Source organism: Streptomyces akebiae, assembly GCF_019599145.1.
GTDB lineage: Bacteria > Actinomycetota > Actinomycetes > Streptomycetales > Streptomycetaceae > Streptomyces > Streptomyces akebiae.
Genome location: NZ_CP080647.1, coordinates 6832140 through 6857539, shown reverse-complemented (window position 1 = coordinate 6857539; position 25400 = coordinate 6832140). Strand labels below are relative to the sequence as shown.

22 protein-coding genes and 1 pseudogene are annotated in these 25400 nt (G+C 72.2%); 6 read left to right on the top strand and 17 right to left on the bottom strand.

The window, feature by feature from the left end; translation table 11 throughout:
* Positions 1 to 256: 256 nt before the first annotated feature.
* On the top strand, positions 257 to 1831 hold the full coding sequence (locus K1J60_RS29555) for an oxidoreductase (RefSeq protein ID WP_220648847.1): 1575 nt from the start codon (positions 257 to 259) through the stop codon (positions 1829 to 1831).
* Positions 1832 to 2090: 259 nt separating this feature from the next.
* Here the strand turns inward: K1J60_RS29555 and K1J60_RS29550 are convergent, their stop codons facing one another.
* Genes K1J60_RS29550 through K1J60_RS29530 form a run of 5 tightly spaced genes read right to left on the bottom strand, consistent with a single transcriptional unit; the run spans position 2091 to position 5728 of the window.
* Positions 2091 to 2450 (bottom strand): cytidine/deoxycytidylate deaminase family protein, encoded by a 360-nt coding sequence (locus K1J60_RS29550; protein ID WP_220648846.1) that lies wholly within the window; start codon positions 2448 to 2450, stop codon positions 2091 to 2093.
* Between the two features lie 49 nt (positions 2451 to 2499).
* Positions 2500 to 2859 carry an MmcQ/YjbR family DNA-binding protein gene (locus K1J60_RS29545; RefSeq protein ID WP_220648845.1) on the bottom strand — a complete coding sequence of 120 codons (360 nt, stop codon included), beginning with the start codon at positions 2857 to 2859 and terminating at the stop codon, positions 2500 to 2502.
* Positions 2856 to 4163 (bottom strand): hemolysin family protein, encoded by a 1308-nt coding sequence (locus K1J60_RS29540; RefSeq protein WP_220648844.1) that lies wholly within the window; start codon positions 4161 to 4163, stop codon positions 2856 to 2858. The genes K1J60_RS29545 and K1J60_RS29540 overlap by 4 nt, the downstream gene beginning before the upstream one ends.
* Positions 4160 to 4657, bottom strand: coding sequence for an rRNA maturation RNase YbeY (ybeY, locus tag K1J60_RS29535; protein ID WP_033530060.1), 498 nt, complete (start codon positions 4655 to 4657; stop codon positions 4160 to 4162). The genes K1J60_RS29540 and ybeY overlap by 4 nt, the downstream gene beginning before the upstream one ends.
* Before the next feature lie 12 nt (positions 4658 to 4669).
* Positions 4670 to 5728, bottom strand: a complete 1059-nt coding sequence (locus K1J60_RS29530; RefSeq protein WP_220648843.1) for a PhoH family protein — start codon at positions 5726 to 5728, stop codon at positions 4670 to 4672.
* A gap of 337 nt (positions 5729 to 6065) precedes the next feature.
* Between K1J60_RS29530 and K1J60_RS29525 the strand changes: the two genes are divergently transcribed.
* From K1J60_RS29525 to K1J60_RS29515, 3 genes are all read left to right on the top strand, one after another.
* Positions 6066 to 7358, top strand: a complete 1293-nt coding sequence (locus K1J60_RS29525; RefSeq protein WP_220651759.1) for a glucarate dehydratase family protein — start codon at positions 6066 to 6068, stop codon at positions 7356 to 7358.
* 252 nt (positions 7359 to 7610) lie between these two features.
* Complete coding sequence (locus K1J60_RS29520; RefSeq protein WP_220648842.1) at positions 7611 to 8720, top strand: carbohydrate kinase family protein; 1110 nt, start codon at positions 7611 to 7613, stop codon at positions 8718 to 8720.
* A gap of 276 nt (positions 8721 to 8996) precedes the next feature.
* Positions 8997 to 10190 carry an MFS transporter gene (locus K1J60_RS29515; protein WP_220648841.1) on the top strand — a complete coding sequence of 398 codons (1194 nt, stop codon included), beginning with the start codon at positions 8997 to 8999 and terminating at the stop codon, positions 10188 to 10190.
* Between the two features lie 22 nt (positions 10191 to 10212).
* Here K1J60_RS29515 and K1J60_RS29510 read toward each other — a convergent pair whose 3' ends face one another.
* The 10 genes and pseudogenes from K1J60_RS29510 to hrcA form a co-directional block, all read right to left on the bottom strand.
* The gene (locus K1J60_RS29510; RefSeq protein ID WP_220648840.1) at positions 10213 to 11205 is read right to left on the bottom strand and encodes an adenosine deaminase; all 993 of its coding nucleotides are present in this window, start codon (positions 11203 to 11205) and stop codon (positions 10213 to 10215) included.
* Positions 11205 to 12134, bottom strand: a complete 930-nt coding sequence (locus tag K1J60_RS29505; protein WP_220648839.1) for a ribonuclease Z — start codon at positions 12132 to 12134, stop codon at positions 11205 to 11207. Before K1J60_RS29505 ends, K1J60_RS29510 begins: the two co-directional genes overlap by 1 nt.
* Before the next feature lie 6 nt (positions 12135 to 12140).
* A complete protein-coding gene (locus K1J60_RS29500; RefSeq protein WP_220648838.1) occupies positions 12141 to 12494 on the bottom strand; it encodes a histidine triad nucleotide-binding protein in 354 nt (117 codons plus the stop codon).
* Between the two features lie 225 nt (positions 12495 to 12719).
* Positions 12720 to 15947, bottom strand: a complete 3228-nt coding sequence (locus K1J60_RS29495; RefSeq protein WP_220648837.1) for a S41 family peptidase — start codon at positions 15945 to 15947, stop codon at positions 12720 to 12722.
* A gap of 87 nt (positions 15948 to 16034) precedes the next feature.
* A complete protein-coding gene (locus K1J60_RS29490) occupies positions 16035 to 16607 on the bottom strand; it encodes a hypothetical protein (protein WP_259407973.1) in 573 nt (190 codons plus the stop codon).
* A gap of 85 nt (positions 16608 to 16692) precedes the next feature.
* Positions 16693 to 17086 (bottom strand): annotated as a pseudogene (locus K1J60_RS46120) (VOC family protein).
* A 47-nt stretch (positions 17087 to 17133) separates the two neighbouring features.
* Positions 17134 to 17883 carry a 16S rRNA (uracil(1498)-N(3))-methyltransferase gene (locus K1J60_RS29485; RefSeq protein ID WP_220648836.1) on the bottom strand — a complete coding sequence of 250 codons (750 nt, stop codon included), beginning with the start codon at positions 17881 to 17883 and terminating at the stop codon, positions 17134 to 17136.
* Entirely contained in the window at positions 17880 to 19046 is a 1167-nt protein-coding gene (locus tag K1J60_RS29480) for a nitronate monooxygenase (RefSeq protein WP_220648835.1), read from the bottom strand. Before K1J60_RS29480 ends, K1J60_RS29485 begins: the two co-directional genes overlap by 4 nt.
* Positions 19047 to 19305: 259 nt before the next feature.
* Positions 19306 to 20442 carry a molecular chaperone DnaJ gene (gene dnaJ / locus K1J60_RS29475; RefSeq protein ID WP_220648834.1) on the bottom strand — a complete coding sequence of 379 codons (1137 nt, stop codon included), beginning with the start codon at positions 20440 to 20442 and terminating at the stop codon, positions 19306 to 19308.
* Positions 20443 to 21459: a heat-inducible transcriptional repressor HrcA gene (gene hrcA, locus K1J60_RS29470; RefSeq protein ID WP_184894198.1), complete on the bottom strand. Its 1017-nt coding sequence runs from the start codon at positions 21457 to 21459 to the stop codon at positions 20443 to 20445.
* Between the two features lie 389 nt (positions 21460 to 21848).
* Here hrcA and K1J60_RS29465 point away from each other — a divergent pair, with 389 nt between their 5' ends.
* Both K1J60_RS29465 and K1J60_RS29460 read left to right on the top strand, forming a co-directional pair.
* A complete protein-coding gene (locus K1J60_RS29465) occupies positions 21849 to 22604 on the top strand; it encodes an MBL fold metallo-hydrolase (RefSeq protein ID WP_220648833.1) in 756 nt (251 codons plus the stop codon).
* 41 nt (positions 22605 to 22645) lie between these two features.
* The gene (locus K1J60_RS29460; RefSeq protein ID WP_220648832.1) at positions 22646 to 23470 is read left to right on the top strand and encodes a DUF3097 domain-containing protein; all 825 of its coding nucleotides are present in this window, start codon (positions 22646 to 22648) and stop codon (positions 23468 to 23470) included.
* Here K1J60_RS29460 and K1J60_RS29455 read toward each other — a convergent pair.
* Positions 23439 to 24017, bottom strand: coding sequence for a Uma2 family endonuclease (locus K1J60_RS29455; protein WP_259407972.1), 579 nt, complete (start codon positions 24015 to 24017; stop codon positions 23439 to 23441). The genes K1J60_RS29460 and K1J60_RS29455 overlap by 32 nt on opposite strands.
* Positions 24018 to 24117: 100 nt before the next feature.
* On the bottom strand, positions 24118 to 25350 hold the full coding sequence (gene hemW / locus K1J60_RS29450; RefSeq protein ID WP_220648830.1) for a radical SAM family heme chaperone HemW: 1233 nt from the start codon (positions 25348 to 25350) through the stop codon (positions 24118 to 24120).
* Positions 25351 to 25400 lie beyond the last annotated feature (50 nt).

Genomic DNA, 25400 nt, shown 5'->3' with positions numbered 1-25400 from the left:
AGACATGTTCCGCTGGTTGCGGCGGGGTCGGTGAAAGTGGCCGAAGCCGTTCGCCGGGACCGCCGGCCGACGCCTCGACGGGGTCGCGCAGGTGAGCCGATCTGTCCCGCGCCGCACGGATTCGCCGGTGACGCGGCCCGGGTGTCCACTCGTCCGCGCAAGATTTTCACGCAGCTCGGAGGGCTGTTACCGGCCGTAACACTATGCCGCGAGCGCCCGCCGCCACACCGCACCCGAAGATCACTACCCTGTACTGGTGCTCACCTACGAGGAGTTGACGGGGCCGGAACGTGAGCTGTGGAACGCGTTTCCGGAGGGGCGGCGGGTCGATCTGCGGACGGGGGTGCCGGAGGAGGACCGGGTAACCGGGGGCGACGGCTGGGGGCCGGAGCGCACCGTGCGGGCGGCGGTGATCATGGCCCTGTTGCTGGGCGCCAACGCCGCCCAGCGGCCCGGCGCCGTCGGCTCGCTCTCTCTCGCCGGCGCGCGGATCTCCGGCCATGTCGACCTGGCCGGTGCCCGGATCGAGCATCCCCTCTGGCTGGAGGGCTGCTGGTTCGAGCAGGAGGTGAACCTGTACGGGGCCGAGACCCGGACGGTCGCGATCATGGGCAGCCGGGTGCCCAGGCTGGAGGCCGGGGCGAGCCGGATCGGCGGACGTCTCGACCTGCACGGCACCCAGGTGGAGGCAGGGCCGCCCTCTTCCCCCTTCCACCGGGCGAGCACCGCCCTGTCGCTCGTCAACGCCCATGTGGCGGGCGGCATCATGCTGAACAAGGCCCGGCTGATCGCGCCCGGCGGATGGGCGATGGCCGCCGGCGGCCTGGTCGTCGAAGGGGGCCTCTTCTGCCGGCGCGGCTTCGTCGCCGACGGCGAGATCCGGCTGCTGGGCGCCCAGTTGCCCGGCGGACTGTTCTTCCAGGGGGCCCGCCTGGAACGGCCCGGCCCGCACGGGGCGACCCTCGCCCTGGACAACGCCGTCGCCCAGACGGTCGTCTGCTCCGAGGGATTCGTCTCCCACGGCACCGTCCGCCTGCGGGGCGCCCAGATCACGGACAACCTCACCTTCGAGGGCGCCGTCCTGAACGGATCACCCGGCGACGGCGCGGGCACCGGACCCGCCCTGGTGGCCATGCTCATGCAGGCCGCCGACTTCGACTTCGCGCTGGCCCGGCGGCCGACGGGCGCGGTGGATCTGCGGGGCGCCCAGGTGTCGTACCTCCACGAGAGCGCGCACAGCTGGCCGGACGTCGTGGAGCTGGACGGCTTCGTCTACGGCTCGATCAAGACCGCGGAGACGGACGGCGAGCGGCGGGAGGCGGTGAGCGGTCCGGCGGCCGTGAGCCGCCGCGTGGAGTGGATACGCCGCAGCCCGGGCTACAGCCCGCAGCCGTACGAGCAACTGGCGGCCTGGTACCGCAAGGTCGGGCACGACGACGACGCCCGCCGGGTGCTGCTGGCCAAACAACGCCACCGGCGGCGCACCCTCTCCCCGGCAGCCCGCGCCTGGGGCCACCTCCTCGACGCGACCGTCGGCTACGGCTACCGCCCCTGGCTGGCCGGTGTCTGGCTCCTCGCGCTGATCCTGCTGGGGACGACGGCGTTCGACACCGACACCCCCACCCCGGTGAAACGCGGCGAGGGCGCGCCCTTCCAGCCACTCGTCTACACCCTCGACCTGCTGATCCCCATCGGCGGCCTCGGCCAGCGCACGGCCTGGTACTGGACGGACGACACCCTCCAGTGGCTGGCCTACTCCCTGATCGCCCTCGGCTGGATCCTCACGACGGCCGTCATCGCGGGAGTGACCCGCACCCTGCAGAAGAACTAGTGCCGCGGCAGGCAACGTCTGCCCGTCGAGGAGCGGCGTCGTGGGGGCACCGCCCGCGCGAGCGCAGCCGAGCGTGGGGGAGCGTGCTCTCGGCGAGCCGGCCGGAAGTCCTCGCACTGGACGTACTTGAGCCTTCGGCCGGTGCGGCGAGAGGGCGTACCGGGCGTCGCGACGGGGCGAACGTCGCCTGCCGCGGCACTGGGGACCAGGGGGTGGTCGGGACCAGGGGATGATCCTTCGGACGCCGTCCGCCGCGCCCTCAGCCCGCCGTCACCGTGGCGCGCACCGATCCGTCCGGCCCGGCCAGCAGTACCGGGGTCCCCGGCCCGCCGAGGTCCCGCACGGCGGCCCGGTCCTCGTCGGAGACGGTCTCGGCGCCGCTCACCACGGCCGCCGCCTCCAGGGACTTCGCACCGGAGGCCACCGCCATGGCGACGGCCGTGCGCAGCGCGCTGAGCCGCAGGGAGTCGAGGGCCACGGTCCCGGCGACATACGTCCGGCCCGTCTCGTCACGTACGGCCGCCCCCTCGGGCACCCCGTTGCGGGCCCGCGCGGAACGGGCCAGGGTGACGATCTTCCGGTCCTCGGGGTCGAGGTCGAGCGCGCTGCTGTCGGTCATGAGCCGAGCATACGGAGACCCGGTCGGTCCGCACCGCCCCGGGGTGCGGTCACGCCCGGTCCAGACGCAGGCGCTCCGCACGGGGCAGACCCGCCACCACCAGGTCGTACGAGTCCTCGATCAGCTCCTGGACCAGGCGGTCCGGGAGGCCCGCGTCGAGGGCGACGGTGTTCCAGTGACGTTTGTTCATGTGGTAGCCGGGAGTGATGAGGCCGGGGTGTTCGGTGCGGAGCCGGACCGCGTCCTCGGGGTCGCACTTGAGGTTGACCTTCAGGGGCGGCTGGTCCGTCCAGCTCAGGGCGAACATCTTGCCGAGGACCTTGAAGACGGAGATCTCGGGGCGGAAGGGGAAGTCCTCGACGGCCTCCTCGAAGGAGAGGCAGAAGGCACGCAACTCCTGTGGCGTCACTCGGACTTCGTCTCCTCCTCCGGCGACTCGGCGGGACCGATCGGCTCCACCAGCACCGTGACGATCTTGTTCCGGCGGCCGGCGGCGGCCTCCGCCGTGAGCCGCAGTTCGCGCTCGTCCGGCAGGGCGACGACGGAGGAGGCACCGGCGATGGGGACGCGCCCCAGGGCCTTGGCGAGGAGGCCGCCCACGGTCTCCACGTCCTCGTCGTCGTAGGCGTCGAGCCCGTACAGCTCGCCCAGGTCGGTGATGTCGAGGCGGGCGGTGACGCGGTAGCGGTCGTCGCCCAGTTCCTCCACCGGCGGCAGCTCACGGTCGTACTCGTCGGTGATCTCGCCGACGATCTCCTCCAGGATGTCCTCGATGGTGACGATGCCGGCGGTGCCGCCGTACTCGTCGATGACGACGGCGACGTGGTTGCGCTCCTGCTGCATCTCGCGCAGCAGGTCACCGGCGTTCTTGGTGTCGGGGACGAAGACGGCCGGCCGCATGGCCGTGGACACCAGTTCGCTCTCGGCGTCCCGGCTGATGTGCGTCTTGCGGGCCAGGTCCTTCAGATACACGATCCCGACGATGTCGTCCTCGTTCTCCCCCGTGACCGGTATGCGCGAGAAACCGGAGCGCAGGGCGAGGGTGAGGGCCTGGCGGATGGTCTTGTAGCGCTCGATGGCGACCAGGTCGGTGCGCGGGACCATGACCTCGCGGACGAGGGTGTCGCCCAGCTCGAAGACCGAGTGCACCATGCGGCGCTCCTCGGCCTCGATCAGTGACTCCTTCTCGGCGAGGTCCACCATGGCGCGCAGCTCGGCCTCGGACGCGAACGGGCCCCGGCGGAAACCCTTGCCGGGCGTCAGGGCGTTACCGATGAGGATCAGGAGGTTCGGGATCGGGCCCATGATCCGGGCCAGCGGCAGCAGGACGTACGCCGCGGCCGTGGCCGTGTTCAGGGGGTGCTGGCGGCCGATGGTGCGCGGGGAGACGCCGACGGCCACATAGCTGACGAGGACCATCACCCCGATGGCGACGACCAGGGCCTCCCAGGTCGCGTCGAACTCCTTCAGGCAGGCGTAGGTCACGAGCGCGGCGGCGGCCATCTCGCAGGCCACGCGCACCAGCAGCGCGACGTTCAGATAGCGGGTCGGGTCCGCCGCGATCTGGGCGAGCCCCGCGCTGCCGCGCCGCCCGGCCCGTACGGCCTCCTCGGCACGGAAGCTGGAGACGCGCGCGAGGCCCGCCTCCGCGCAGGCGGCGAGCCAGGCGACGACGACCAGGGCGACGGCACCACCGATGAGAGACGCGCTCATGACACGGTCGGTGCCGGGGAGGGGCCGGTGAAGCCCTTCTCCGCACGCCAGCCGTCCACGATGGCGGCCTGCAGGCCGAACATCTCGGCCTTCTCGTCCGGCTCCTCGTGGTCGTACCCCAGCAGGTGCAGCACTCCGTGGACGGTGAGGAGCTGGAGCTCCTCGTCCATGGAGTGCTGCGTGTCCGCTTCCTTGCCCTGCTTCTCGGCGACCTCCGGGCACAGCACGATGTCGCCGAGCAGGCCCTGCGGCGGCTCGTCGTCGTCCTTCGACGGCGGACGCAGCTCGTCCATCGGGAAGGACATGACATCCGTCGGACCGGGCAGGTCCATCCACTGGATGTGCAACTGCTCCATGGCGTCGGCGTCCACCACGATCACCGAGAGCTCGGAGAGGGGGTGGATGCGCATCCGCGTCAGCGCGTAGCGGGCGATGTCGAGGATCGCCTGCTCGTCGACCTCGGTTCCGGACTCGTTGTTGACGTCGATCGACATGGTCGTGCTGGTCTACTTCCGCTTGTCACGGCCGCCCTTACGGGTGCCGTTCTCCGTACCGTTCTCGCTGTCGTACTTCTCGTACGCGTCGACGATACGGCCGACGAGCTTGTGCCGGACGACATCCTGGGACGACAGCCGGGAGAAGTGCACGTCGTCCAGGCCCTCCAGGATGTCCTGCACCTGGCGCAGACCGGACTTCGTGCCGTTCGGCAGGTCGACCTGCGTCACGTCACCCGTGATCACGATCTTCGAGTCGAAGCCGAGGCGGGTGAGGAACATCTTCATCTGCTCGGGCGAGGTGTTCTGGGCCTCGTCGAGGATGATGAAGGCGTCGTTGAGCGTGCGACCACGCATGTACGCCAGCGGCGCGACCTCGATGGTCCCGGCGGCCATCAGCCGGGGGATCGAGTCGGGGTCGAGCATGTCGTGCAGCGCGTCGTACAGCGGACGCAGGTAGGGGTCGATCTTCTCGTAGAGGGTGCCGGGGAGGAAGCCGAGGCGTTCGCCGGCCTCGACCGCCGGGCGGGTCAGGATGATGCGGTTGACCTGCTTGGACTGCAGGGCCTGGACGGCCTTGGCCATGGCGAGATACGTCTTGCCGGTGCCGGCCGGGCCGATGCCGAAGACGATCGTGTGCTTGTCGATGGCGTCGACGTACCGCTTCTGGTTGAGCGTCTTGGGGCGGATCGTGCGGCCACGCGAGGACAGGATGTTCTGTGTGAGCACCTCGGCCGGGGTCTCCTGGCCTTCGCTCTTCCCGTTCTCGCTCGCCCTCAGCATGGCGATCGAGCGTTCCACCGCATCCTCCGTCATCGGCTGTCCGGTGCGGAGCACCAGCATCATCTCGTCGAACAGGCGCTGGACGAGAGCGACTTCGGGGGAGTCGCCGACCGCGCTGATCTCATTGCCCCGGACATGGATGTCGACCGCCGGGAAGGCCTTCTCGATCACGCGCAGGAGGGAGTCGCCGGAACCCAGCACGGTCACCATGGGGTGCGCCGCGGGGACGGTGAACTGCGCTCTCGCCTTGCCCTGCGCGGGGGTGTGAGCTGTGCGTGTCTGAGTCATGGGCCGGCTCTAGAGGCCGCACGTCCTCCTCGTGAGGCTTGGCTGCCGTGACGGCTGCCTGGTGGTTCAAGAGTACGACGCCACGCTGACAGTGCCGAAAGGCTTTTAGGCCCGCGGTACGGCTCGGGTGCCGTCGTCCCCCTTGTCTCCGCCGCAGCGGCCCTCATGGTGCGTGCCGCCGACCCTCTTGACGCTCGATCGTTCTCATACCTAACCTTCATATACATACATGAACATGATTATCTGAGCGAAGGACACGGGCGGGCCCCGGCGCAGACCCCGGAACCGTCCTCCGCCCCTCCGCCGTCCGTACCGCAGGAGCCGCTCCGTGACCGAGATCCGTGACCTGACCATCACCGAGGTCCGGCTGACCCCGATCCTGGTGGCCGACCCGCCGCTGCTGAACACCCAGGGGGTGCACCAGCCGTACACCCCCCGGCTGATCGTGGAGGTGGTGACCGCCGACGGGACCACGGGGGTGGGCGAGACGTACGGCGACACCAAGTACCTGGAGCTGGCCAGGCCCTTCGCGCAGAAACTGGTGGGCCGGCAGGTCAGCGATCTGAACGGGCTCTTCGTGCTCGCCGACGAGGTGGCCGTCGACGGGGCGCGGGTCTCCGGGCAGGTCGACGTGGGTGGGCTGCGCGGTGTCCAGACGGCCGACAAGCTGCGCCTGTCGGTGGTGTCGGGGTTCGAGGTCGCCTGTCTCGACGCGCTCGGCAAGGCGCTGGGGCTGCCCGTGCACGCGCTGCTCGGCGGGAAGGTGCGGGACACCGTGGAGTACAGCGCGTACCTCTTCTACAAGTGGGCCGACCACCCCGAGGGCGTCGTGAGCGAGCGGGACGACTGGGGTGCCGCCCTGGACCCGGCCGGGGTCGTGGAGCAGGCCCGGAGGTTCAAGGAGCGGTACGGGTTCACGTCGTTCAAGCTCAAGGGGGGTGTCTTCCCGCCGGACGAGGAGGTCGCGGCGATCCGTGCGCTGGCCGGGGCGTTCCCCGGGCATCCGCTGCGGCTGGACCCGAACGGGGCCTGGTCCGTGGAGACTTCGCTGAAGGTCGCGGACGCGCTGGGGGACGTGCTCGAATACCTGGAGGACCCGGCGCTCGGGACGCCCGCGATGGCCGAGGTGGCGGCGCGGACGTCGGTACCGCTGGCCACCAACATGTGCGTGACGACCTTCGCGGAGATCGAGGAGGCGTTCACGCAGGGGGCCGTGCAGGTCGTCCTCTCCGACCACCACTACTGGGGCGGGCTGCGCAACACGCGTGAACTGGCCGCGATCTGCCGGACGTTCGGGGTCGGCGTGTCCATGCACTCCAACACCCACCTGGGGATCAGCCTCGCGGCGATGACGCACGTGGCGTCCACGGTCCCCGGCCTCCACCATGCCTGCGACTCCCACTACCCCTGGCAGTCCGAGGACGTCCTCACCACGCGGCTCACCTTCGAGGACGGGGCGGTACGGGTGTCGGACGCGCCGGGCCTCGGGGTCGAACTGGACCGGGACAGGCTGGAGTTCCTGCACAGGCGGTGGCTGGACGACGACGGTTCGCTGAGGGACCGCGACGACGCGGCGGCGATGCGGGTGGCGGAGCCGGGGTGGGTGACCCCGGCGGTGCCTCGCTGGTAGCCGCCGGGGTGCGCGTCGTGCCCCGGTGACGGTACGTGGTCGGGTGCGGCCCGGTGGGGCTTCTCGCGCAGTTCCCCGCGCCCCTCAAAAGCAGGGGCTGGTCCTCAAGGGGCGCGGGGAACTGCGCGAGCAACCCCCACGCTCCCGCACCCGACCACGCACCCTCGCGCCCCCGGACCGGCGTGACCACCAGCACCCAGCGAAGTGTTTGGTGCAGACTGGCTGGATCCGCACCACGCCAGGGAGCACATCGTGACCGCGTTCAAGGGAGAGCGACCGCACCGGCCCCAGGTCGACCCGCTGAGGGCCCTGCGCGCACCGGATGACCCGCCCTGGGACGTCTATCTGACGGGCACCGTCTTCCTCGACATCATCTTCACCGGGCTCGACTCCGCCCCGGTGCGCGGAACCGAGTCCTGGGCACGCGGGATGGGGTCGAGCCCCGGCGGTGTGGCGAACATGGCCACGGCCCTGGCCCGGCTCGGCCTGAAGACCTCCCTCGCGGCGGCCTTCGGCGACGACCACTACGGCGAGTACTGCTGGGACGCCCTGGAGCAGGGCGAGGGCATCGACCTCTCCACCTCCCGCACGGTCCTCGGCTGGCACTCCCCGGTCACGGTCTCCATGGCGTACGAGGGCGAGCGCACGATGGTCTCCCACGGCCACGAGGCGCCCCCGGAGCAGTCCGCGCCGCAGTGCGCGCCCCCCGCGCGCGCCGCCGTCGCCTCCCTCGCCCCCGGCGTACGCGCCCCCTGGATCGCCCAGGCCGCGGGCAAGGGCACCCGGATCTTCGCGGACGTCGGCTGGGACGAGACCGGCGCCTGGGACCTGGCGGGGCTCCCCGACCTCGCCCACTGCGAGGCGTTCCTGCCCAACGCGGCCGAGGCGATGCGGTACACCCGCGCCGAGTGCCCCCGGGCCGCCGCCCGCGCCCTCACCGAGCACGTCCCGGTGGCCGTGGTGACGCTGGGCGCGGAGGGCGCGTACGCCGTGGACGGGCGGACCGGTGAGACGGCGGAGGTGCCGGCCATCGCCGTGGAGGCGATGGATCCCACGGGCGCGGGCGATGTGTTCGTCGCCGGGTTCGTCACCGGCACGCTGGCCCACTGGCCGCTGGCGGACCGGCTGGCCTTCGCGGGACTGACCGCGGCGCTGTCGGTGCAGGAGTTCGGCGGGTCGCTGTCCGCGCCCGGCTGGGCCGAGATCGCCGCGTGGTGGCGGCGGGTGCAGTCGGTGGACCGCCAGGATCCCGCCGCCCTGCGCCGGTACGCCTTCCTGGAGGACTTCCTCCCGAAGGACCACGTCAGCCCGTGGCCACTGCGACGAGCGGTACCGACGATCGGCTTCCGCCGCTCGGCTTGAGGACCGGCGCCGACCCCGCGCCCCTGAAAAAGCAGGGGCGGAGCCCCGTTTTTCAGGGGCGCGGGGAACTGCGCGAGAAGCCCCACCGGACCCGCGGTCGCCAACGAACCCACACCCCCGAGCGACGAGGCACCCACCCCAAAACCCCCTGCGCCTACCCAGTAATCCCCACCCCAAACGCGCCGTGATACACATTCTCCGCGCGTCCCTGTCCGTCGACAGCCAGCCGCCCAACCCCCCTCATCGAGCCGCACCTTCGCACGTCCAGGAACGCCCGTGTCCCCCCGCACCACCACCCCGCCCTGGCCCCTCGTCGCCCTTTTCACGGCCGGGTATCTCGCCGCGTACCTCCTGCCCACCACCGTGGGCAGACTCGACGCGGCACTCCCCCTCACCACCACCGAGGCCGGCGCCGTCGGCAGTGCGCTGCTGCTGGGTTCGGCCACGGCCGGCTTCACGCTCGCCGCCCACGTGGCACGCCTCGGCCCCCGCCGCCTCGCCCGGGCGGGCCTGCTGCTCGCCGCCGCCGGCTACGGCACCGCCGCTCTCACCACCGCCCTGCCCGCGGTGGTCGCGGGCGCGGTCCTCGGCGGCTTCGGTTCCGGTACGGCGACCGCCGTGGCCGCCACCGGGATCGCCGCGCAGCGCGACCCGCACCGGGTGTCGACGACGGGCCTGTTGAGCGTCTCGGCGCTGGCGGGCGCGCTGTATCTGACGCTCCCCCGCCTGGGCCCGGGTCACGGCCTCCCCCTCGCCGCCCTCGCCCTCACGGCCCTGCTCACCCTCCCGGCCACCGCCCGGCTCGCCGCCCCGGTGGCCACGGCCCAGGTCGCCCGGGAACGGGGCCCGCTCCCCCACCCGCGCCACGGTCTGACCCTTGCCGTCACGCTCCTGCTGTGGTCCCTGGCGCAGAACTCCCTCTGGGGCGTCAGCGGCCGGATCGGCACCACCCAGGCCGGGCTCTCCGAGGTCACCGTCGGCGCCGTCTTCGCGACGGCGCTCGGCGCGGGCCTGCTGGGGGTGATCGGGGCGAGTGCGCTGGGCGTGCGCTTCGGCCGCGCGCTGCCCATCGGCGTCGGCACGGCGCTCATCTCCGGCTGTATCGCGCTCAGCGCCACCGCGACCGACCTGACGTCCTTCGCCACGGGTGAGATCGCCTGGAACGCGCTCTACCCGGTCGTCCTGTCGTACCTCATCGGCCTCGCCGCCTCCCTCGACCCGCGTGGCCGCTGGGCGGTCCTGATCGGCTCCGCGTCCTCACTCGGCACGGCCGCCGGGCCCCTCGTCGGCAGCCTGCTCTCCGCTCACGCCGGCTATCCGGCGATGGGCGCGATCCTGGCCGTGGGCCTGCTCCTGATCACGGCCCCCATGACCTGGGTGGCCCTGCGCACCACGACGCCCACGACGGAACACGCCCGCTACGAGGAGCAGGCGACCGCCGGGCGACCGGAGTACCGCCCGGCGGCCTGAGGGTCGTCCGCGCCCGCCCCGGTCACCCGAACTCGTACGCGTCCACCTCGGCGAGATAGCGGGCCCGCCGCTCCTCGTCGTGCTCCAGGAAGGACGCGGTGAAGGAGTTGCGGGCAAGCTCCCGCAGCCGGTCCTCGCTCAGGCCGAGGGTGCGGCGCACGGCGTCGAAGTTGTCGCCGGCGTACCCGCCGAAGTAGGCCGGGTCGTCGGAGTTGACCGTGCAGAGCAGGCCCGCGTCGAGCATGGCGGGCAGGGGGTGGTCGGCGAGGGTGTCGACGGCGCGCAGCCGGACGTTGGAGAGCGGGCAGAGCGTCAGCGGGATCCGCTCGCGCACCAGCCGCTCGACGAGGGCCGGGTCCTCCATGCAACGCAGCCCGTGGTCGACCCGCTCGACCCCGAGGACGTCGAGGGCCTCGGTGATGTACTCCGGCGGGCCCTCCTCCCCCGCGTGCGCGACGCGTCGCAGTCCGAGCGCGGCGGCCGCCTCGTACACCTCACGGAACTTGGCCGGCGGATGCCCGACCTCGGCCGAGTCCAGTCCGATCCCGGCGATCCGGTCGAGATACGGCTCGGCGGCCCTCAGCGTGTCGAGCGCCGACGCGGCGGACTCGTCCCGCAGGAAGCAGAGGATCAACTGGGTGGAGATGCCGTGCGTCTCCTCGCTCCGGCCCAGCGCCCGCCACAGCCCCTCGACGACCGTGCCCATCCCGACGCCCCGCGCCCCATGGGCCTGCGGGTCGAAGAAGATCTCGGCGTGGCGTACGCCCTGGGCGGCGGCGCGGGCGAGATAGGCGTCGGCCAGGTCCGCGAAGTCCTGCTCGGTGCGCAGGACCGTCATCAGCTCGTAGTACAGGTTCAGAAAGGACTGCAGATCCTCGAACTCGTAGGCCTTGCGCAGCGCTTCGGTGTCCGCGTACGGCAGCGCGACCCCGTTCCGGGCGGCCAGTGCGAAGGCCAGCTCCGGCTCCAGGGTTCCTTCGATGTGCAGGTGCAGTTCAGCTTTGGGGAGGGACATCAAAGCATCGTACGGCCGCTCTCACGCCGTTTCGGAAGCGCCACCCGCAGCAGGTCGTGCGCCACGGTCAGCTCTCCCTCGAACCCGGCGGCCCGCGCCTGCCGTTCGAACTCCTCGGGCTCGGTGTACCGCTGGCTGAAGTGGGTGAGGACGAGATGCCGTACACCGCAGTCGCGGGCGACGGAAGCCGCCTGACCGGCTGTCAGATGGCCGTGGTCGACGGCGAGTTCGATGTCCTCGTTCAGGAAGGTGGACTCGATGACGAGCATGTCGGCCGCGTCGGCGAGGGCGTAGACCCCGTCGCACAACCGGGTGTCCATGACGAACGCGAACCGCTGTCCGCGCCGCAGTTCGCTGACGTCCTCCAGCCGGACGCCGCCGATCGCGCCCTCCCGCTGGATCAGCCCGATGTCCGGTCCCTTGATCCCGTGCGCGGCGAGCCGCTCGGGCAGCATCCGGCGTCCGTCGGGCTCGACGAGGCGGTACCCGTACGACTCGACGGGGTGCGAGAGCTTCCGCGCGTCGAGCGTGTAGGCGGGGGTGGCGGCCAGCACTCCGCCCTCGCCCTCGACCGGCGCCTCGATCAACTGGACCGTCTCCCGGTAGGCGGTGGCGTACCGCAGCCGGTCGAAGAACCGCTGGCCGGAGCGCGGGTAGTGCGCCGTCACGTCGTGCGGGACGCGGTCGAGGTTGATCCGCTGGATCACACCGGCCAGCCCCAGCGAGTGGTCGCCGTGGAAGTGGGTGACGCAGATGCGGTTCAGGTCGTGTGCGGCGACCCCGGCGCGCAGCATCTGCCGCTGGGTGCCCTCGCCGGGGTCGAAGAGGAGCCCCTCGGTGCCCCAGCGGAGCAGATAGCCGTTGTGGTTGCGGTGCCGGGTCGGGACCTGGCTGGCGGTGCCCAGGACCACCAGTTCACGTACGGACACGGCTCGTCACCCGGGGGGCCACTGCAGGCCGCGACCGCCGACGACGTGGGCGTGCGCGTGGAAGACGGTCTGGCCGGCGCCGGTGCCGGTGTTGAAGACGATGCGGTAGCTCTCCAGCTTGTCCTCGTCCGCGACGGCCTGTGTCTCGCGCAGGACGTCCGCGGCCAGGTCGGGGGCGGCGGTGGCGAGTGTCGCGGCGTCCGCGTAGTGCGCCTTCGGGATGACCAGGACGTGGGTCGGTGCCTGGGGGTTGATGTCCCGGAACGCGACCGTCGTCTCCGTCTCCCTCACGATCGTCGCCGGGACGTGTCCCGCGACGATCTTGCAGAAAAGGCAGTCGTCCTGCGGCTCCCCAGCCATGCGTGCGCCTCCCGGTTCGATCACTGTCCCCGGCATCGTATCGAGACGGTTCCGCCCCCGCCGCCCTTACCCGTCCCATCCTTGAGGGGCTTCTCGCGCAGTTCCCCGCGCCCCTGAAAGGCCTACGGCCTTTCGGCCCGAAAAAGCAGGGGCGCAGCCCCGCTTGTTCAGGGGCGCGGGGAACTGCGCGAGAAGCCCCCACCGGACCCGCACATGAACGACGGGCTAGGACCCGGGCAGCGAAGGCGCCACCTTCGCCGGCGCCGACTCCAACCCCTCCAGCGCGATCCGGATGGCCTCGTCGAGCTGAGGGTCACGCCCGGCGGCGTGGTCCTGCGGCGCCTGCACCACCTCCACGTCGGGATCGACCCCGTGGTTCTCGACCCCCCACCCGTAACCCTCCAGCCAGAACGCGTACTTCGGCTGGGTCACCAGCGTCCCGTCCACCAGCCGGTACCGGCTGTCGATCCCGACGACCCCGCCCCAGGTCCGGGTACCGACCACCGGCCCGATCCCGAGCGCCTTGATCGCCGCGTTGACGATATCCCCGTCGGACCCGGAGAACTCGTTGGCGACGGCGACGACGGGTCCCCGGGGCGCGTCGTCGGGATAGCTGCTGGCCCGCATCCCCCGCGGCAGGTCCCACCCGACGATCCGCCGGGCCAGCTTCTCCACCACGAGCTGGGAGGTGTGCCCGCCCCGGTTCTCCCGGACGTCCACGACCAGCCCCTCCCGCGCGACCTCGATGCGCAGATCGCGGTGGAGCTGGGCCCAGCCGGAACCGACCATGTCGGGCACGTGGAGATACCCGAGCCGGCCGCCGGACTTCTCGTGCACGTACGCCCGCCGGTCCGCCACCCACGCGTGGTACCGCAGGGGCTCCTCGTCGGAGATCGGCACCACCACGGGGTGCCGCAGATCCCCGCCGCCCGACGGCAGCACGGTCAGCTCGACCGCCTTGCCCGCCGTGCCGACCAGCAGCGGTCCGGGCCCGGCCAGCGGATCCACCGGCTGCCCGCCGACGGCGATGATCGCGTCCCCGGCCCGCACGGCCACGCCGGGCGCGGCGAGCGGCGAGTGCGCGTCCGGGTCGGAGGTCTCCGACGGCAGCACCCGGTCGATGCGCCACAGCGGCGTGCCCTGGGGACCGTCCTCGTGCCGGGAGATGTCCGCGCCGAGCAGCCCCTGCCGCCGGTCGCCGGAGCCGCCCCGGCCGCGCGGGGTGACGTACGCGTGGGAGGTGCCCAACTCGCCCTGTACTTCCCAGAGCAGGTCCACGAGGTCGTCGTGGGTGGCCACCCGCCGAAGGACGGGGCGGTAGCGGTCCAGGACGCCGGACCAGTCGACTCCGCCCAGGTCGGGCCGCCAGAAGTTGTCCCGCATCAGGCGGCCGGTCTCGTCGAACATCTGGCGCCACTCGGCGGCCGGGTCGACGGTCCGCCGGATGCGCGAGAGGTCGACCGTGACGTTGGTGTCGCTGTCGTCGTCGCCGGAGGCACGCCGGTCGCTGGGGACGACCTTGAGCTTGCCGTCGGTCCACAGCAGGACCCGTTTGCCGTCGCCGCTGACGGCGAAGTGGTCGGCGTCGGACGCCAGATACTCCAGGCGCCGCTGGGCGAGGTCGTACCGCTCCAGGGAGGTCTTCGGGTCCGGGTCGTCGGGGGTGGCCCGCAGATGGCCGAGGACGCCGGTGACGGGGTGGCGCAGCCACAGCACGCCGTCCTTGGCGGCGCGGAGCGTGGAGTAGCGGGCGGCCTCGACCGGGAAGGGGACGATCCGGTCGGCGAGCCCTTCGAGGTCGATCCGGGTGGCGGGGGCGCCCTCGCTGTCCGGGGTCTCGTCCTTGTCGGGCGCCTCGAACGGCCGGCCGTGGCGCTGCGGCCCGAAGGGGGACGGGGTGGTCGCCGCGAGCGTGATGAGGTGCGGGCGGGCGCCGCTGACGAAGTGCAGGTCGAATACGTGTTCGTCGTAGACGGGGTCGAAGGCGCGCGCGGAGAGGAAGGCGAGGTGTTTGCCGTCGAGCGTGAACGTCGGCGAGAAGTCCTGGAAGCGCAGCGGGGTCGCCTCGGTGACGGACAGGTCGGCGGTGTTGGCGAGCTTGAGCTGGCGCAGCGGGCGCGGGCCGGGGTGCGACCAGGCGAGCCAGGCCGAGTCGGGCGAGAAGACCAGCCCGGTCACCTCGCCGTCCTCGCTGCGGTCGACCTCGCGCACCTCGCCGGTCTCCCGCTCGACGAGCAGCACGCGGCCGTCGTCGGCGGCGACGGCGACCCGGCTGCCGTCGGGGGCCACGGCGAGCCCGAGGACACGGCCCAGCTGCCCGGCGGCGAGGCGGCGCGGGGTGGCGCCGGGACCGACGCCGGTCGCCGGGGCGAACTCCAGCGCGTCGTCGCCCTCCGCGTCCGTCACCCACACCACCCACTCCTCGCCCTCCACCCGGAAGGTGCGGGGCAGCCGGGCCCGTACGCCGTCCTCGGCGGCGAGCGCGCGGGCGGGGCCGGAGCGGTGGGTGATCCAGTGGATCGAGCCGCGCACGGAGACGGCGCTGCCCCGGGCGGTGTGATCGGGCGAGGCGGACCCGAACCAGCGGGAGGCGTTCACCGGGAACGGCTGGAGGTCGACGCGCTGTCCGCCCAGCCGGATGTCGAGCCTGCGCGGCTCGGCGCCGGCCAGGTCGTCCAGCAGCCACAGCTCCCCGGCGGACGCGTACACGACCCGGGTGCCGTCGGTGGCCGCGTGCCGGGCGTAGAAACCGTCGACCGGGGTGTGCCGGCGCAGGTCGGAGCCGTCACCGAGGGAGGAGTAGAGCGCCCCGACGCCCTCGTGGTCGGAGAGGAACGCGATCCGGTCCCCGACCCACATCGGGTATTCGAGGTTGCCGTCCAACTCGGTGTGCAGGCGCACGAATTCCCCGGCGCCCTCGGCACCCTCGTCGGCCCGGTCGATCCACAGTTTGCCCGCCGTGCCGCCCCGGTACCGCTTCCACCAGGCGGCCTCGCGGCCCATCGGCGCGGACAGCAGCACGGTGGCGGGCCCGTGGGCGACGTCGCCGACCGGCCCGTAGGGGAGGGTGGTGGCCGGTCCGCCGTCGAGCGGCACGGCGCGAGCCCAGCTCCGCCGCAGGCTGGCCTGGCCGTGGGTGCTGAGCGCGAGGACCCGACCGTCGGGTGTCCAGCCGCGCACCTGGGTGCGCCAACTCCCCCAGTACGTCAGGCGCTTGGCCGATCCACCGTCGACGGGCGCGATATGCACCTCGGGTGCGCCGTCCCGGGTGGAGGTCCACGCGACGGTGGTGCCGTCCGGGGAGATCCGCGGATGGTTCACGGGTACGTTGTCCGCGCTGACCCGCCAGGCACGGCCGCCGTCCAGAGGCGCGACCCACACGTCGTCCTCGGCGGTGAAGGCGACCAGGTCGCCGTGCAGATGCGGATACCGGAAATACGCGAGCTGAGTCACCCAGTTACTTTATGCAGCGTTCGGTCTGATGGGGAGGGGTTTGGATCATGTCCCTCGCACCGGGTCAGCGTTGCCCCGGGCCGGGCCTCACTTGCCCTCGGGCACGCACGCCGGGTCCTTCTGGCACCAGATGGTCTGGGTGACGGTGACCGTCGCGGTCGGCCCCGGCCGGTCGGGGTCCGGCTGTCCGGCGCTCGGCGTCGGGGCCGGGGCGTCGCAGTTGCCGAGCCCCTCGACGTGGAACCACTCCTTGCCGTCGACCTTCGCGGTCAGGTCCCCGCGTACGCACCTGCCGTTGACCTCTTTGGTCACCTTCCCGGTGACCTCGATGTCCCGGCCTTCCTTGTCCTCGCCGGTGCAGTCGACGTTCGCGACGGTGTTCACGGACGCGGACGGCGCGCCGGACTTCTTGTCGTCACCCTGCCCGCCCCCGCCGTCGCTGTCGTACGACGCCGTGCAGTTGAGCCACTGGACGTCGAGGCCCTCCCGCTCCAGCTCCTTGGTGGCGAGCTGGTCCGTGGTGAACGCGACCGCGCCGGTGTTGAGCCCGCCGCCCTCACAGGCCACCAGAGCGGCGACCGCGCAGATGCCGAGCCCGGCTCCCAGCAGGAGCCGACGCCCGCCCGTCCGGTACGCCTCGACACGCCTCCATGCCCCCATGCATGGCAGCCTGCCACCGCCCGCGGCGGCACGGAAGACCGCATGCGGCCAAGCCGCCGCCGATCGGGGGACACGGGCGGGGACGTCAGCCGCTCATCAGCAGCCATTCCTGCAGCTCGACCAAGTTCCCCTCGGGATCCTTGAGATGGGCCACCCGCATACGGTCGGTCATACGTGCGGGCCCGTGCAGGAGCCGCACGCCGAACGAGGTGATCCGGCTCGCAGTACGCGTCGAGGTCGTCGACCCGCAGGACGACCAGTGACCGGTGCCCGTTCGCCGCGTCGGCCAGTTCCCCGAGCACCTCGGCCATCATCGCCCGGTCCTGGAGGGCGATCCCCGCGGACCCGACGGCCGGGCTGAACTTCTCGTACGGCCCGTCGACCGCCCCGGACTGCGGCTTCAGCCCGAGCACATCGGCGTAGAAGCGGTAGCAGACGGTGAAGTCGGAGACGAGCAGCCTTACTTGGGCGAGTTCCACGATGCTCCCTCGGAGGGTCGGGGACGCCGGTCGGGACCGGGTGGCGGTCAGGACCAGCGTCCGGTTCGGCCCAGCAGCAACGCCCCGGCCGCCGTCCCGGCGGTCGATGTACGCAGCACACTGGGCCCGAGTCGGTACGCCCCCGCGCCCGCCTCGCCGAAGAGCGCCAGCTCCTCCGGCGACACGCCCCCCTCGGGCCCCACGACGAGCACGATCTCCCCGGCCGTCGGCAGCTCGGCCGTGGCCAGTGTCTCGTCGCCGCTCTCGTGCAGGACCGCGGCGAAGTCGGCCTTCGCCAGCAGCTCCGCGACCTGCTTGCCCGTGGCCGCGTCGGCGACCTCGGGGAACCGCACCCGGCGGGACTGCTTGCCCGCCTCGCGGGCGGTGGCCCGCCACTTGGCGAGGGCCTTCTGCCCCCGCTCGCCCTTCCATTGGGTGATGCAGCGGGAGGCGGCCCAGGGCACGATCGCGTCGATACCGACCTCGGTCATGGTCTCGACGGCCAGCTCGCCCCGGTCGCCCTTGGGCAGCGCCTGGACGACGGTGATCCGGGGCTGCGCCGCGGGCTGCTCGTGCACGGTCTCCAGGTCCATGACCACGAGCCGGTCCTTGCCCTCGGCGGCCTTGACGATCCCCTCGGCCCAGCGGCCGCGCCCGTCCGTGAGGACCACGTCCTCACCGGCCCGCAGCCGCTTCACGGAGACGGCGTGCCGGCCCTCGGGTCCGTCGAGGACGAGCTCGCCGCCGCAGCCGTCCGGCAGGTCCAGCGAGTCGACCACGAACACCGGTGCGGTCATCGCCCCTCGTTCCCGGTCCGTCCGCCGCCCAGCCCCGCGGCCGGGCCGCCGACCCGCGCCGCGGCCTGCTCGGCCTGTGCGGCGGCGATCTCGGCGGCCAGCACCTCGACCAGTTCCCCGGCCGGCATGTCCCGGGCCATCCGGTGCCCCTGCCCGGCCCAGAGCGCCATGCCCTGCGCGTCCCCGGCCTTCGCGGCGGCCTTGCGCAGCGGCGAGGTGAGGTGGTGGACCTCCGGATAGGCGACGGGCGCGTACGGGCCGTGCTCGCGCAGGAACCGGTTGACCAGGCCCCGGGCCGGACGGCCGGAGAAGGCCCGGGTCAGCTCGGTGCGGACGAAGAGGGGGTCGGTGAGGGCCTGCTTGTGCACGGCGTGCGCGCCGGACTCGGCGGTCGCGAGGAACGCCGTGCCGAGCTGGGCCGCGCTCACGCCCGCCGTGAGGAGGGCGGCGATCTGGCTGCCGCGCATGATGCCGCCGGCCGCGACCATCGGCAGCGCCACGGCTTCGCGGACCTGGGCGACGAGCGAGAGCAGACCGATGCCGGCGCGGTCCCGCTCGGGGTCGTCCCGGTGGGTGCCCTGGTGGCCGCCGGCCTCGACGCCCTGGACGATCACGGCGTGGGCCCCGGACCGCTCCACGGCCTGCGCCTCCTCCGCCGAGGTCGCGGTGACCAGGGTGAGGGTGCCCTTGCGGGCGAGGGCGTCGACGACCTCGGGCGTCGGGCAGCCGAAGTGGAACGACACCACGGGCACCGGGTTGTCGAGCAGCACGGCGAGCTTGGCCTCGTAACCGTCGTCGCGTCCGCTGTCCGGGTCGCCCAGCTCGGCGTCGTACCAGGTGGCCTCACCGGCGAGCTGCTCCGCGTAGACCTCGACGGCGGCGGCAGCGGGGGGCGCGGCGTCAGCCACTCCGGTGGAGCCGGTGCTCGCACCGGGGTGCTCCGGCTGCGGCATGAAGAGGTTCACGCCGAAGGGGCGTGAGGTGAGCGCCCGGAGCGCCTTGATCTCCTGGTACATCCCGTCGGCCGTCTTGTACCCGGCGGCGAGGAACCCCAGCCCGCCGGCCTCGGACACGGCGGCGGCCAGCCGCGGCACGGACACACCGCCCGCCATCGGGGCCTGCACGATCGGGAGCGGGACGAGATCGGTCAGTGCGGAGGACATGACGGCATGGTGCCACGGCCTCCGGGTGGAGCCGAATCGGGGGCGGACGCTAGTCGATCGGGTGCGGGTGCGTGGGGGCGGGCCGCGCAGTTCCCCGCGCCCCTGAAAAGCCGGGGCTGCGCCCCGTGCTTTCAGGGGCGCAGCCGGTCGCCTTCAGGCCGCGGGTGGCTGATCTTTCAGGCCCGCAGGGGCCTGATCTTTCAGGGGCGCGGGGAGCTGTGCGAGGAGCCCCACGCGCCCGCAGCCGAACGAACTACGGTCACCGCCCGTTGAACGCGTCCTTCAACCGGGAGAACAGCCCCTGCTGCCCGGGCTGGAACTGCCCCGTGGGCCGCTCCTCACCCCGCAGCGCGGCCAGCTGCCGCAGCAGCCCCTCCTGCTCGGGGTCCAGCTTCGTCGGCGTCTGGACCTCGACGTGGACGATCAGGTCGCCCCGCCCGCCGCCCCGCAGATGCGTGACACCGCGCCCGTGCAGCGGGATCGACTGCCCGGACTGCGTCCCGGGCCGGATGTCGACCTCCTCCAGCCCGTCCAGCGTCTCCAGCGGCACCTTCGTACCGAGCGACGCCGCCGTCATCGGGATCGTCACCGTGCAGTGCAGATCGTCGCCGCGCCGCTGGAACATCGGGTGCGGCAGCTCGTGGATCTCGACGTAGAGGTCACCGGCGGGACCGCCGCCGGGCCCGACCTCGCCCTCACCGGCGAGCTGGATGCGCGTGCCGTTGTCGACACCGGCCGGGATCTTGACCGTGAGCGTCCGCCGCGACCGCACCCGTCCGTCGCCCGCGCACTCGGGGCACGGGTTGGGGACGATCGTGCCGAAGCCCTGGCACTGCGGGCAGGGCCGGGAGGTCATGACCTGGCCGAGGAAGGAACGCGTGACCTGGGAGACCTCACCACGACCGCGACACATGTCACAGGTCTGGGCGGTCGTCCCCGGGGCCGCGCCCTCGCCGCTGCACGTCGCGCAGACGATGGCGGTGTCGACCTGGATGTCCTTCGTCGTACCGAAGGCCGCCTCGTCGAGGTCGATCTCCAGCCGGATCATCGCGTCCTGACCGCGGCGCGTACGCGACCGGGGGCCGCGCTGGGACGCCGTACCGAAGAACGCGTCCATGATGTCCGAGAAGTTCCCGAAGCCACCGGCGCCGAAGCCGCCCGCGCCTCCGCCGCCCGCCTGGGACAGCGGGTCGCCGCCGAGGTCGTAGACCTGCTTCTTCTGCGGGTCCGACAACACCTCGTAGGCGGCGTTGATCTCCTTGAACCGCTCCTGTGTCTTCGGATCGGGATTGACGTCCGGGTGCAGCTCGCGCGCGAGCCTCCGGAACGCCTTCTTGATCTCGTCCTGAGACGCGTCGCGGCGCACGCCGAGCACGGCGTAGTAGTCCGTGGCCACTTAAGACTCCGCCAGGATCTGTCCGACGTACCGTGCCACCGCTCGTACCGCTCCCATCGTTCCCGGATAGTCCATGCGCGTAGGTCCGACCACGCCCAGTTTCGCTACTGCCTCGCCGCCCGAACCGTAACCGACGGAGACGACGGACGTGGAGTTGAGTCCCTCATACGCGTTCTCATGACCGATGCGTACGGTCATGCCCGAATCCCCGGCCTCGCCAAGCAACTTGAGAAGGACGACCTGCTCCTCCAAGGCTTCCAGAACGGGCCGGATGGTGAGGGGGAAGTCATGTCCGAAGCGGGTGAGATTGGCGGTACCGCCGATCATCAGCCGCTCCTCGCTCTCCTCGACGAGTGCCTCCAGCAAGGTGGAGAGCACCGTGGCGACCGTGCCCCGGTCCTCGACGTCGAACGCCTCCGGCAGGTCCTCGACCAGCCTCGGCACATCGGTGAACCGGCGGCCCGCGACCTTGCTGTTGAGGCGGGCGCGCAGATCCGCGAGTGACGTTTCCCCGAAGGGCGCCGGGCAGTCCACCAGCCGCTGCTCCACCCGTCCGGTGTCCGTGATCAGCACGAGCATCAGCCGGGCGGGGGCCAGCGACAGCAGCTCCACGTGCCGCACCGTCGAGCGTGTGAGCGACGGATACTGCACGACGGCGACCTGCCGCGTGAGCTGCGCCAGCAGCCGCACGGTCCGCGCCACCACGTCGTCGAGGTCGACCGCGCCGTCCAGGAAGTTCTGGATGGCGCGCCGCTCGGGCGGGGTCATCGGCTTGACGCCCGCCAGCTTGTCGACGAAGAGCCGGTACCCCTTGTCGGTGGGGATGCGGCCCGCGCTGGTGTGGGGCTGGGCGATGAAGCCCTCGTCCTCCAGCGCCGCCATGTCGTTGCGGACGGTCGCCGGGGAGACCCCGAGGTTGTGCCGCTCCGTGAGCGCCTTGGAACCGACCGGCTCCTCGGTGCCCACGTAGTCCTGGACGATGGCGCGCAGCACCTGGAGCCTGCGTTCACTGAGCATCGCGCACACCTCCAGCTCGCTCTTCCGTGACTCCCCCTTGGCACTCACCGCGGGCGAGTGCCAACACTCCCCGCCCAGTGTACGGCGGTGGGGTACGCCCCCGGCAAGGCCGGTCCAGCCATGTCATGCCGACGTGTACCGACCTGTCCGGCGATGTCGGGCCCCTGCCCGGCCGTCGCCGGGTCCCCTGTCGGCGCGCTTCCTACCGACGGGTACGCGACGACGGGCGCGGTCGGCCGGGGTCCGCCGACCGGCGAGCACGCGGGCGACCACACCGCCCCTCGGCCCGCCCATGGCGACCCCGGAAGCCCTCACGACGGGCCCTCTCCACGGCCTGCCCCCGCCCCCTCCTTCACCGGCTGACGCCGCGCTACAGCTAGCGTCGGGGCATGACGGTGACTTGGGAAGAGTGCGGGTGGCAGGGATTGACGCCACGCGTCGGACGGTGCCGCCTTCCCGGCTGGGACTGCACGGTCGGACTGGTGGCCGGGGACGGTGCGGCCCTCATGATCGACGCGGGTTCCAGCCTGCGGGAAGGCGCGCGGTTGCGCGCCGAGGCGTGGCAGCTGCTCGGTGGCGCCCGTGTGACGCATCTCGCGCTCACCCACCCCCACTTCGACCATGTCTTCGGGGCGGCCGCGTTCGCCGGCGTGGAGGTCTTCGGCGCGGTGGGCGTCGACGGCGTCCTGACCCGTGACCGCGACGTCCTCCGCGCGGACGCCGTGCACCACGGTCTGCCCCCGGCGGACGCCACCGAGGCCGCCGACCTCCTCGTCCTTCCCCGACACCAGGTCTCCGGCGAGTGGACGCTCGACCTGGGCGGCGGCCGTCAGGTGCTGCTGGCGAACGTGGGGCCGGGACACACCGCACACGATCTGGTGGTCCTCGTCCCGGGCACACCGGGCACCGGGGAGTCGGCCGGTTCTCCGGAGGTCGTCTTCTGCGGGGACCTGGTCGAGGAGTCCGGTGACCCCCAGGCCGGCCCCGACGCCGTCCCGTCCCGCTGGCCGGACGCGCTGGACCGTCTGCTGGCCCTCGGCGGCGAGGACGCGCTGTACGTGCCCGGCCACGGGGCGGTGGTGGACGCGGCCTTCGTGCGGGCCCAACGCGACGCCCTGGCCCGGCGCTTCGGCGTGTCGGGCTGAGTACGGAGCATCCGGGCGCCGCTTCTCCTATCGTCATCCGAATGCGCCAGTACTCACCCGACCTGACCCCTCCCTGGAAGAAGCCCAAGCCGGCCCCCGAGGTCCCGGCCGACCCCGGACTGGTCGTCGAGGAGCCCACCACCGGCTTCTGCGGCGCGGTCGTCCGCTGCGAGGCGGGCACGGTGACGCTGGAGGACCGCTTCGGCAAGCACCGGGTGTTCCCGCTGGAGCCGCGGGGGTTCCTGCTGGAGGGGCGGGTGGTGACGCTGGTCCGCCCCGCGTCGTCGGCCCCCGCCCGCCCGTCCCGCACGGCTTCCGGCTCGGTGGCCGTCCCGGGCGCCCGCGCGCGCGTGGCCCGGGCGGGCCGCATCTATGTCGAGGGCCGCCACGACGCGGAACTCGTCGAGAAGGTCTGGGGCGACGATCTGCGCATCGAGGGCGTGGTGGTGGAGTACCTGGAGGGTGTGGACGACCTGCCCGCGATCGTCGCGGAGTTCGCACCCGGGCCGGACGCCCGTCTCGGCGTCCTGGTCGACCATCTGGTCCCGGGCAGCAAGGAGTCACGCATCGCCGCGTCGGTGACCAGCGAGCACGCGCTCGTCGTGGGTCACCCGTACATCGACATCTGGGAGGCGGTGAAGCCGTCGTCGGTGGGCATCGCGGCGTGGCCGCGCGTGCCGCGCGGGCAGGACTGGAAGACGGGGGTGTGCCGGGCGCTGGGGTGGCCCGCGGAGAACACGGGGGCGGTGTGGCAGGCGATTCTGGCGCGGGTCGGCTCCTACAGGGATCTGGAGCCGGAGTTGCTGGGGAGGGTGGAGGAGTTGATCGACTTCGTCACGGCAGCCGGTGAAGCCTCACCCCGGTGACCGTCCCGAACTCGCTCGTGTCCAGCTTCAGGTCGAGCGATTCGAGCACCACCGGATCACCGAACTTGGTGATCCACTGTCCACGGTAGTCAGCTTGGTCCCCCTCTCCTACCGGGTCGGTCAAGAGAACGCAGTGCGCCACAATGGGGTCGACGATCAGATAAGCGGGGATCTTGCCTGCCGCGTAGATAGATCGCTTGACGCCGTAGTCCCGGTCGACACTCGTTTTCGAGACCACCTCGACCACCAAGGTGGCCAACTGAGAGGGAACCAGATTCCCCGAGGCCGGAGCCACCCCGCGTTCCATCACGAGCAGGTCCGGAATGGGCTCGCTGGCTTCGCCGATGATGTCGACATCCGTCGTCTGGAGCCGTTCCCAGCGCTTACGCGGGATCTGGTCCTGCACGTCCGCCACGATCCGGTTGTGCACCAGATCGGGAGCAGCCATCATCACGATTTCCCCCCGGAGGAGCTCGACCTTGACGCCCTCGGGAGGCTCAAGCTCCTCGAAGTACTTGGTCATTCCGCGCTCGTCCACAGCGGTCATCTCCGTGGCCCTCCACATCCGCCGCGTACTTTTAGCGGCAGCCTATGAACCAGATTAGGTACCGAACCCCTGTTGCGCAGGGATTCACCCACCCGAGTGATCAGTCCACCAGATCCCGCACCACCGCGTCCGCCAGCAACCGCCCCCGCAGCGTCAGCACCGCGCGCCCCTCCTCGTACGGCCCCGCCTCCAGCAGCCCGTCGGAGAGCGCGCGCTCGGCGGCCGCGAGGCCTGCCTCGCGCAGCAAGGACAGCGGGCACCCCTCCCGCAGCCGCAGCTCCAGCAGGATGCGCTCGACGCGGCGGTCCTCGTCCGCCAATAGTTCACGCCCGGCGCCCGGCGACTTCCCCGCCGCCAGCGCGCCCGCGTACGCGCCGGGGTGCTTGACGTTCCACCAGCGCACGCCGCCGACGTGGCTGTGGGCGCCCGGTCCCGCGCCCCACCAGTCGGCGCCCCGCCAGTACAGCTCGTTGTGGAGGCACCGCCCGGCGTCGGACGTGGCCCAGTTGGAGACCTCGTACCAGTCGAACCCGGCGGCCGAGAGCGTCTCCTCGGCGATGAGGTAGCGGTCGGCGTGCACGTCGTCGTCGGTCATCGGCACCTCGCCCCGCCGGATGCGCCGCGCCAGCTGCGTGCCCTCCTCGACGATCAGCGCGTACGCCGAGATGTGGTCCGGCCCGGCGCCGAGCGCGGCGTCCAGGGAGGCCCGCCAGTCGTCGTCCGACTCGCCGGGCGTGCCGTAGATCAGGTCGAGGTTGACGTGGTCGAAGCCGGCGGCGCGCGCCTCCGCGACGCAACGCTCGGGGCGCCCCGGTGTGTGCGTACGGTCGAGGATCTTCAGCACGTGCTGCCGGGCGCTCTGCATCCCGAACGACAGGCGGTTGAAGCCGCCCGCGCGCAGCGTCTCCAGGTAGGCGGGGTCGACCGACTCCGGGTTCGCCTCGGTGGTCACCTCCGCGTCGTCCGCGAGACCGAACTCCTCCCGGATCGCCCCCAGCATCCGTACGAGGTCGTCGGCGGCCAACAGGGTCGGCGTTCCGCCGCCGACGAAGACCGTACGGACGGGGCGCGGGTCGGCGCCGAGGACCTTGCGGGCGAGGCGGATCTCGTCGACGACCGTGTCCGCGTAGTTGTCGCGGGAGGCGAGGACGCCGCCGGTGCCGCGCAGCTCGGTGGCGGTGTAGGTGTTGAAGTCGCAGTAGCCGCAGCGGGTCGCGCAGTACGGGACGTGGAGATAGAACCCGAGGGGGCGCTCGGCCGCGTCGGCCAGGGCGTGCGCGGGCAGCGCCCCGTCGTCGGGGACGGGCTCACCGTCGGGGAGTGCGGAAGGCATGCCTTCCATTGTCCAGCAACGGCGCCGGTCCTCGTTCCGCCTCGGTCCGC